Source organism: Paraconexibacter sp., from assembly GCF_059438195.1.
In genome coordinates this window covers 1-8,149 of the sequence record NZ_JBLKKY010000108.1, presented here as the reverse complement: position 1 = coordinate 8,149, position 8,149 = coordinate 1, and the positions used below count along the sequence as shown (strand labels likewise).

Here is an 8,149-nt window from a genome sequence, read left to right as displayed (position 1 = left end):
CCACCAGCCTCCAAGGAGGACCGGATGAACAACGTGCTCAGGAACTACAGCTAGGAGATCCGCAGCAGGACGATGATGTTCGCGACGAAGAGCAGCGCGAACGCGACCGTCCAGCGGTTGAGGTTGCGCTCGACGAGCGACCCGCCGCCCAGCGGCCCTGACCCGGTGCCGACGCCGAAGGCCCCGGAGAGGCCGGAGTCCTTCCCCGAGTGCATGAGCACGAGGAAGATGAGGACGACCGAGATGACGACCTGGACGAGCTCGAGGATCGATTCCACGGAGTCGATCTTAGCCTGCCGGCCCGCGATCGTCGCCGTCGCCGGGGAATCCCAGCTCGTCGAGACGCCGGAGGATCACGATCGCCTCGGCGCGCAGCGCCCGGTCCTGAGCCTTGAAGTCCTCGTCGGAGAGCTTCCCGGTCCGGTGGTCGAGGTCGAGCTCGCGGATCTCGCGGTACTTCGCGTCGCGGGCGGCGAGCAGGTCCTCGAGCTCGGCCGCCTCGGCGCCCTCCGCGGCCTCGGCACCGCCGCGCAGCGGCAGGCTCACGAGCCACACGACGGCGCCCAGCACGACGATGATCGCGAGCAGCGCGAGGAGATCCACCGCGTCCCGTCCCCTCGTCCCCGCCGGGCGGCTAGGCCCGGCCGAGCTCCTGGGCGACGCGGGCGGCGAGCCGCGCGTCCGCCATCCGGCGCGCCCCGCCGGGGGCCGGCCACATCGCGACGAGGCCGCCGCCGAAGACGATGAGCCCGCCGATCCAGATCCACGCGACCATCGGGCTCACGATGACGCGGAACGTCGCGGGCGGCGGATCGTCGCGGTAGGACTGCAGGACGCTGCGCAGCGCCTGGCCGATGATCGCGCCCGCCGCCTGCGGGCTGACGCCGTCACCCGCCTGCTCGAGGCCGCGCCGGAAGCCCTCGTCGAGAGCGCGGACGCGGCCGTCGAGCGCCGCGACGTCCGGCGAGACGGCGGTCCACACGTCGCGGTACCAGCCGGCGTCCATCGCGACCTCGCTCGTCGCCTCGCCCTCGAAGAAGCCGGCGATCGGCCGGGAGGCGAACTGAGCGGAGCTCGGCGGGTAGAACCCGCGCTCGGGTCGCAGGCCGCCGACCCGCTCGCCGTCCTTCCACACCGAGAGCTGGGCGCCGAAGACGAGCCTCTCGACCCGGCCGCCCTGCGTGTCGATGCGCGTCACCGGCTCCTCGTAGCGGAGCGTGTAGTCGTTGACGGCGAGCGTCTCGCCCGGCGACAGCCGGGCGTCACGGGCCGTCTCGAACGCCGAGCTCGCGGCGACGCCGACGAACATCACCGCCATCCCGAGGTGGACGAGGTAGCCGCCGTAGCGGCGGCGGTTGCGCCGCACGAGAGAGACCATCGCGACCGGCACCGACTCGCTCGACATCGCGCGGCGAGCACGGGTGCCACGCGCGAACTCCTGGGCGACGGTCGCCGTGACGAGCGCGGCGGCGCCGAAGAGGATCCAGGCGAGCGGGCGGTCCGCGACGCCGAACGGCACGAGGACGGCCATCGTCCCGACGAGGGCGACGACCGGCCAGAAGAAGCTGCGGCGGGCGGTCGCCTTCGTCTGGCGGCGCCACGCGATGACCGGGCCGATGCCGCTCAGCAGCACGAGCAGGAGGACGAGCGGCACCGTGTACTGGTCGAACCACGGCGGGCCGAGCGCGTGCTTCTCGCCGGTCACGGCCTCGCTGATGAGCGGGAAGAACGTCCCCCAGAAGACGACGAACGCGATCCCGACGAGGACGAGGTTGTTCCCGAGGAAGACGGCCTCGCGCGAGAAGACCGAGTCGAGGCGGTGCTCGGAGCGCAGCGTGTCGCGCCGGCTCACGACGAGCGCGACCGAGCCGACGATCATGACGCCGATGAGCGTGACGAACGGGACCCCGAGGGTCGAGGCGCCGAACGCGTGGATCGAGTCGAGGATGCCGGAGCGGACGAGGAACGTCCCGAGGATGCAGAGGATCCCGGTCGCGAGGACGAGCGAGACGTTCCAGATCTTCAGCATCCCGCGCTTCTCCTGGATCATCACCGAGTGGAGGAACGCGGTCCCCGTGAGCCACGGGAGGAGCGAGGCGTTCTCGACCGGGTCCCAGGCCCAGTAACCGCCCCAGCCGAGCTCGGCGTAGGACCAGCGGGCGCCGAGGAGGATGCCGATCCCGAGGAAGAACCACGCGGCGAGCGAGAAGCGGCGGGTCGCGGTGATCCAGCCGGCGTCGATGCGTCGCACGATGAGCGCGCCGATCGCGAACGCGAAGGGCACCGCGAAGAGCGTGTACCCCGCGTAGAGCATCGGCGGGTGCATCATCATGCTCGGGTGCCGCAGGAGCGGGTTGAGGCCCGCGCCCTCGGTGGGCGGCACCGCGAGCGTCTCGAACGGCGAGGCCGAGAAGACGAGGAGCGCCGAGAAGAACGCTCCGAGCGCGAGGAGGACGGCGGTCGCGTAGGGCGTGACGTCGCGCAGGCTGCGCCGCGTGAGGAAGAGGACGAGCGCGCTCGCGATCGAGAGGAGCAGCAGCCAGAGGAGGAGAGAGCCCTCCTGCGAGGACCACGCCGCGGTCGCCTGGTAGAAGACCGGCGTCGTCGTCGACGAGTTGTTCGCGACCGTGACGAAGCTGAAGTCGCTGCGGAAGAACGCGATCTCGAGGATCGCGAAGGCGACGATGGCGAGTCCGGCGAGCGCGTACGAGGAGTTGCGCCCCGCCTCGATCCAGTCGCGGCGCCCCGTCCGCGCGCCGTAGAGCGACGCGCCGACCCCGAAGACGGAGACGACGAGCGCGAAGATGAGGACGGCGCTGCCGAGGGTCGCCATGTCGAGTCTCGCCCCGCCGGCCGACTGTCAGTACGTGAAGCCTTCGGGCGGCTCCTTGCCGTCCTCGGACTTCTTGTTCTCGAACTTCGACGGGCACTTCGTGACGAGGGAGTCCCGCTCGCCGACGAAGACGCCGCCCTCCTTGCGGACCGTGATGATGATCTCGCGGCCCTCGCGGAACGGGTCGGGGACGGCGCCGGTGTACGTGACCGGCACCGACTGCGTGCCGTTGCGCTCGCGCACGTGGAACTCGAGGGACTCGCGGTTCTTCTTCACGGTGCCCTCGGCGACCTTGCCGGTGAGCTGGTAGCTCTGGCCGGGCTGGACGCCGGCGAGGAGACGCTGCGGCGTGACGGCCTCGCTCGACGCGCTGAAGCTCGTGTACATGAGCGCGCCGGCGAGGAGGACGGCGGCCGTGAGCGCCGTCGTGAGACGGATCTGACGCTTGCGGGCGGGGGACATGCGCTGCCCAAGTATGACGCACACGGTGGCGTGCGGGCGCCCCCCGGCCGGACGCGACGAAGACCGGCGCGTGGACACCCGCAACTCTCGCCTCCCCGCCGCGTCACAGGAGGCAGACGATGCGCATCCGCGCCCGACGCACACGCCGCCGAACCGACCCCCCGTCCGCCACCCCGGACCGGCCCGACGCGAGCCCGGGCGGGTCCCGCGATGCGCGCGAGGAGGACGAGAGCGCCGCGCCGCCGGCGTCCCGGCCGGACCTCCGCCTCGTCGCGGACGACCCCGCGCTCGCCGGCGAGCGGCGGCTCCGCGAGGCCGGAGGCCCGGACGACCGCTCGCTCTACCGCTGCGGCTGCGGCTACATCTTCGAGGCGCACGTCTCGACGGACGTGGGCTGCCCGCACTGCGGGGCCACGCAGGCCTGGTGAGAGCCGCGGGCCGATCACATCGCTGATTCCCCTGGGCCGGCACGGGAATACGATGGGCGCATGCTCGGGACCCGCGGCACGGGCACGAAGATCGTCGCCGTCCTCCTCATCGCGCTCATGGCGCTCGGCAGCGTGATGATGTGGCTCGGCGTCCCCTTCCTCTGGATCTGGGGCGTCTCGCAATCGGTCGAGACCTCCCAGCCGACGCTCGGCCCCTACGTCATCCTGCTCTTCGGGATCCCGCTCTCGATGGTCGTCCTCGGGAAGGGCCTCGGGAAGCTCAACCGCATCTACGGAGACGTGACCGGGACGGCGCCCGAGATGCAGGTGAAGCTGCCCTGGCACCGCTCGATGCGGGGCGAGCGCGATGCCGGGCACCCGCGGACGATCCTCGACGTCGTCATGGTCGTCAGCGTCACCGTCGCGCTCGCGCTGTTCGGCCTCTGGTTCCTCTTCCTCGCCGAGGGCGGCGGGATCTGAGCCCGGCCGCCGCGCCGCCTCAGACCGGCTCGACCTCGACGACGCAGATCGCGACGTCGTCGACGCGGCGGCCCGCCGTCGCCGCCGCGAGCAGGCGGTCGGCGAGCGCCTCGATCGCGACGTCCCGGCGCTCGCCGACGATGCGCGCGACCCGCTCGGCGTCGTCCTCGACGTCGGGGCCGCCGTCGAGCGCCTCCGAGAGGCCGTCGGTGTAGAGGACGAGCCGGTCCCCGGGGGCGAGCGAGAGCTCGTCCTCCTCCAGCCGGGGCGACGGCGTGAACCCGAGCAGCGTCCCTCGGCGCCCGGCCAACGCGACCGACCCGTCCGCGCGCTGGACGACCGGAGGGGGATGGCCCGCGAGGCTGATCGACGCCGTGAGGCCGTCGTCCCCGTCGACCGCGATGCGGCACGCCGCCGCCGAGACGAAGCGCCCCCGGTCCGTCTGCTCGCGGTGGCGGAGGAGCGTGAGGTTGAGGGTCCTCAGCAGCGCGGAGGGAGCGACCTCGTACAGCCCCGCCGCGCGGAGGGTCGAGCGCGCGACGGTCGCCATCGCCGCCGCGGGCGCCCCCTTTCCGGTGACGTCGCCGATCGTCAGCAGCGTCGCGCCGTCCTCGGCGGGGAACGCGTCGAAGAAGTCGCCGCCGACGTGCATGCCCGACCCGCCGGCGCGGTAGCGGGTCGCGGTCCGCGCGCGAGGCACCTGGAGGGGCTTCTCCGGCAGCGTCTCGCGCTGCAGCTGCTCGGCGACCTGGCGCTGCTCCTCGTAGAGCCGCGCGTTGTCGACCGCGAGACCGGCGCGCGTCGCGAGGTCGCGCGCGAGCGCCGTGTCCTCGCCGTCGAGGGCCTTGCGACCGAGCACGACGAGGACGCCGACCGTCCGCCCCCGGGCGGGCAGCGGCACCGCGACGCCCTGGAAGCCCTCGAGCGGGCCGCCGGCGCCGTCGGTGCCGTGGAGCGCGCGGACCGACTCGTGCGGCGAGAGGACGATCGGCTCGCCGCCGCGCGACGCGCGCAGCACCGGGTCGTCGTCCTCCGCGGTGCGGACCGCGGGGAGCGCGTCGAGCGCGGCCTGCACCTCGGGGTCGGAGCCGGCGACGCTGTCCGTCCGGATCGCGTTCTCCTCCACCGAGAGGACGGCGCACGCCGTCCCGAGCGCGGGCACGGCGAGCAGCGCGAGCGCGTCGAGCGCGGCACGCCGGTCGAGCGTCGCGTCGAGACGCGGCGACGCCTCGGAGAGGAAGTGCGTGCGGCGCAGGGCGGCCTCCGCGAGCCGCCGCGAGCCCTCCGCCATCGCGAGACGGTCGGCGCGGTCGACGCGGTGCTCGGTGACGTCGATCTGCACGCCGACGAAGCGCACGACGTTCCCGGCGTCGTCGCGCACGGGCGCGATGTGGACCTCGTTGTCGAAGACCGTGCCGTCCCGCCGCGCGTTCTGCAGCGTGACCGCGACGGGACGGTGGGCGCGGATCGCCTCGCGCATCCGAGCGACCGCGGTCGGCTCGCTCACCCCGCGCTGCAGGAACCGGCAGTTGCGGCCGAGGGTCTCCTCCGGCTGGTAGCCGGTCATCTCCGTGAACGCGTGGTTGACGTAGACGATCGGGTTGTCCTCGAGCCCGGGATCGGTGAGGACGAAGCCGGTCCCGGTGAGGTCGAGCGCGCGGCGGAGGATCGCGAACTCGCCGCCGATCCGGACGTTGTCGGCCTGGAGGCGGGCGTAGAACTCCGCGAGGATGAGCCGGACGCGGACATCGGCCGCCGTCACCGTGTTCGGCAGCTCCCACACGTCGGCCGCCCCGAGCTCGACGACGGCGCGCGTGAGGTCCGCCGACAGCTCGTCCGAGGTGCCGGCGACGACGGTGACGAGGCCCCGCTGGTCGGCGACCGCGCTCAGCGTCTCGAGCACGGCGCTCACCGGAGCGTCGCCGACCGTCGGGGCGAGGACGAGCAGCCGGATCGCGTCGTTGTCGAGCGCGGCGAACAGGGCGTCGCGATCCTCGACGATCTCGACGTGGTGACCGTGCCGGGTCAGCTCGGCGCGGACCGCTTCCGCCCGTCGCGCGTCGCTGTCGGCGATGAGCACGTCGGACGGCGTCATGCGCGTTCGAGCGGAAGGTCCTCGAGAACGTCGGCGAGCGCGAGGACGCGCGCAGCGGCGCCCTCGCCTGGATTGATGCTGAGTCTCATGCCGTCGCTCGCGCTGCGCTGGACCGCCTCGAGGACCGCTGCGAGGCCCGAGGAGTCCATGAAGCTCAGTTCGGAGAGGTCGAGGACGACGTCGACGCCGCTCTCGCTGTCCGCCTCGCGGAGGGCGCGGCTGAGGAGCGGCGCCGTGACGAGGTCGAGCTCACCGACCGGGACGAGTCGGAGTCGTCCCGGAGCGCGGGAGGCGTGGATGTTCCAGTCCATGTTCCAGTCGAACACCTCAGTGAATGGCTCTACGAACGAAGGGGTTGTTACCCGCTTCTCCCCGAAATACGCCTTGGCGGAGACGTGGAGGCGCGATGGCGCGCCCGTGGGTCCGGGACTTGGCGCATCAGCGCGCGTCGTCGCGGTCGAGTCGCGTGTCGGCGAACGAGAGCGGGTCCTCGAGCGGCTCGAGGTGCGTGAACACGACGGCGCCCGGGATCACCGCGCGCACCTCCGCCTCGACGCGCTCCACGAGGTCGTGGCCCGACTGGACGCTCCAGCTTCCCGGGACGAGGACGTGCGCGGAGACGAACGCGCGGTGGCCGGACTCCCGCGTCCGCACGGCGTGGAACTCGACGCCCTCGGCGCGGAACCGGTTGAACACCTCCTCGATGCGCCCGATCGCGGCGGCGTCGATCGACCGGTCCATGAGACCCCCGACGGAGCGCCGGAGCAGCGTCGTGCCCGCGACGAGGATGTTCGCCGCGACCGCGAGCGCGATGAGCGGGTCGAGGCGCTCCCAGCCGGTGAGGCTCACGGCGACGACGCCCGCGACGACGCCGGCCGACGTGACGACGTCCGTGAGGAGGTGGCGTCCGTTCGCCTCCGCCGTGATCGACCGGTGCTCGCGCCCCTCCCGGACGAGCGCGAGCCCGACCGCGAAGTTGATCGCCGACGCGGTCGCCGCGACCGCGACCCCGAGGCCGACGTCGTCGAGCGGCTGCGGGTCGACGAGCCGGACGACCGCGACGACGGCGATGCCGAGGGCGGCGACGAAGATCATGCCGCCCTCGACGCCGGCCGAGAAGTACTCGGCCTTGGCGTGCCCGAAGGCGTGATCCTCGTCGGCAGGCTTGCGCGCCCAGCGCAGGACGCCCATCGCGACGCTGGCGGCGACGAGGTTCACGACCGACTCGGCGGCGTCCGAGAGAAGGCCGACCGACCCGGTGAGCGCCCACGCCCCGGTCTTGAGGGCGATCGTCGCGACGGCTGCGGCGATCGAGAGCCACAGGAGGCGGACGAGGCGCTCGTCGGCGACCACGCGCCGAGCATAGGCGAGGGCCGCGGGCGGCGCGCGCCGCCCGGGCCCGGGGGCGTCGTTCAGCGAGAGGGGGTGAGCGGCACGCGCGCGGCCGACGCCGCCGGCCGGGGCCGAGGCGCGGCGCGCAGCGGCCGGCGGGTGCGCGAACGGCGCAGCGGCCCCCGCTCCCGCCAGGGCCGGCTGAGCTCGGGCATCGCGTCGATCGCGTCGACCCGGAGGGGCGCGACGGCCTCGTCGGGGACGACCTCCGCCGCGACGCCCGGCGCGAGCTCGACGCGCTGGGACAGCTCGAGGAAGCGGCCGTAGCGTCCCCCCACCGGGTCGACGACGAGGATGTCGGCGTCGCCGCCGGCGATCCTCAGGGTCCAGCGGCACGGGCCGCCGCGTCGCATCGCGCGGGCGCGGAACGGCACGACGGCCGGCCGGTCGCGCAGGCGCACCATCGCGCCGACCCGCTCGAGGGCCGCGGCGAGGCGGTCGATGTTGCGCCCGGTCGGG

10 protein-coding genes are annotated in these 8,149 nt (G+C 73.5%); 2 read left to right on the top strand and 8 right to left on the bottom strand.

The annotated features are described in order from the left end of the window. Nucleotides 1–50: 50 nt before the first annotated feature. The 4 genes from secG to ACME2J_RS21400 are packed head-to-tail and all read right to left on the bottom strand — an operon-like array spanning nt 51 to nt 3,295. Complete coding sequence (gene secG / locus ACME2J_RS21415) at nt 51–278, bottom strand: preprotein translocase subunit SecG (RefSeq protein WP_495546980.1); 228 nt, start codon at nt 276–278, stop codon at nt 51–53. Nucleotides 279–288: 10 nt separating this feature from the next. Continuing rightward, nucleotides 289–603 carry a hypothetical protein gene (locus ACME2J_RS21410; RefSeq protein WP_495546979.1) on the bottom strand — a complete coding sequence of 105 codons (315 nt, stop codon included), beginning with the start codon at nt 601–603 and terminating at the stop codon, nt 289–291. Nucleotides 604–634: 31 nt separating this feature from the next. Next, a complete protein-coding gene (locus ACME2J_RS21405) occupies nt 635–2,833 on the bottom strand; it encodes a heme lyase CcmF/NrfE family subunit (RefSeq protein ID WP_495546978.1) in 2,199 nt (732 codons plus the stop codon). A gap of 27 nt (nt 2,834–2,860) precedes the next feature. Beyond that, complete coding sequence (locus ACME2J_RS21400; RefSeq protein WP_495546977.1) at nt 2,861–3,295, bottom strand: cytochrome c maturation protein CcmE; 435 nt, start codon at nt 3,293–3,295, stop codon at nt 2,861–2,863. A 119-nt stretch (nt 3,296–3,414) separates the two neighbouring features. On the opposite strand from ACME2J_RS21400, the gene ACME2J_RS21395 reads away from it, so the two are divergent. Both ACME2J_RS21395 and ACME2J_RS21390 read left to right on the top strand, forming a co-directional pair. Beyond that, the gene (locus ACME2J_RS21395) at nt 3,415–3,723 is read left to right on the top strand and encodes a hypothetical protein (protein ID WP_495546976.1); all 309 of its coding nucleotides are present in this window, start codon (nt 3,415–3,417) and stop codon (nt 3,721–3,723) included. Nucleotides 3,724–3,783: 60 nt separating this feature from the next. Beyond that, nucleotides 3,784–4,203 (top strand): hypothetical protein, encoded by a 420-nt coding sequence (locus ACME2J_RS21390; protein ID WP_495546975.1) that lies wholly within the window; start codon nt 3,784–3,786, stop codon nt 4,201–4,203. 19 nt (nt 4,204–4,222) lie between these two features. On the opposite strand, the gene ACME2J_RS21385 is transcribed toward ACME2J_RS21390, so the two are convergent. The 4 genes from ACME2J_RS21385 to ACME2J_RS21370 form a co-directional block, all read right to left on the bottom strand. Further along, nucleotides 4,223–6,298: a SpoIIE family protein phosphatase gene (locus tag ACME2J_RS21385; protein WP_495546974.1), complete on the bottom strand. Its 2,076-nt coding sequence runs from the start codon at nt 6,296–6,298 to the stop codon at nt 4,223–4,225. Next, nucleotides 6,295–6,624 (bottom strand): STAS domain-containing protein, encoded by a 330-nt coding sequence (locus ACME2J_RS21380; protein WP_495546973.1) that lies wholly within the window; start codon nt 6,622–6,624, stop codon nt 6,295–6,297. The genes ACME2J_RS21385 and ACME2J_RS21380 overlap by 4 nt, the downstream gene beginning before the upstream one ends. A 112-nt stretch (nt 6,625–6,736) precedes the next feature. Beyond that, the gene (locus tag ACME2J_RS21375) at nt 6,737–7,651 is read right to left on the bottom strand and encodes a cation diffusion facilitator family transporter (RefSeq protein ID WP_495546972.1); all 915 of its coding nucleotides are present in this window, start codon (nt 7,649–7,651) and stop codon (nt 6,737–6,739) included. 59 nt (nt 7,652–7,710) lie between these two features. Beyond that, nucleotides 7,711–8,149, bottom strand: a 439-nt coding sequence (locus ACME2J_RS21370; RefSeq protein ID WP_495546971.1) for a hypothetical protein, incomplete at its 5' end; no start/stop codon positions are given.

Excerpts from the sequence above, each read along its gene's own strand:
- ACME2J_RS21405 (WP_495546978.1), bottom strand. The coding sequence starts at position 2,833 with ATGGCGACCCTCGGCAGCGCCGTCCTCATCTTCGCGCTCGTCGTCTCC.
- ACME2J_RS21400 (WP_495546977.1), bottom strand. The coding sequence starts at position 3,295 with ATGTCCCCCGCCCGCAAGCGTCAGATCCGTCTCACGACGGCGCTCACG.
- ACME2J_RS21395 (WP_495546976.1), top strand. The coding sequence starts at position 3,415 with ATGCGCATCCGCGCCCGACGCACACGCCGCCGAACCGACCCCCCGTCC.
- ACME2J_RS21390 (WP_495546975.1), top strand. The coding sequence starts at position 3,784 with ATGCTCGGGACCCGCGGCACGGGCACGAAGATCGTCGCCGTCCTCCTC.
- ACME2J_RS21385 (WP_495546974.1), bottom strand. The coding sequence starts at position 6,298 with ATGACGCCGTCCGACGTGCTCATCGCCGACAGCGACGCGCGACGGGCG.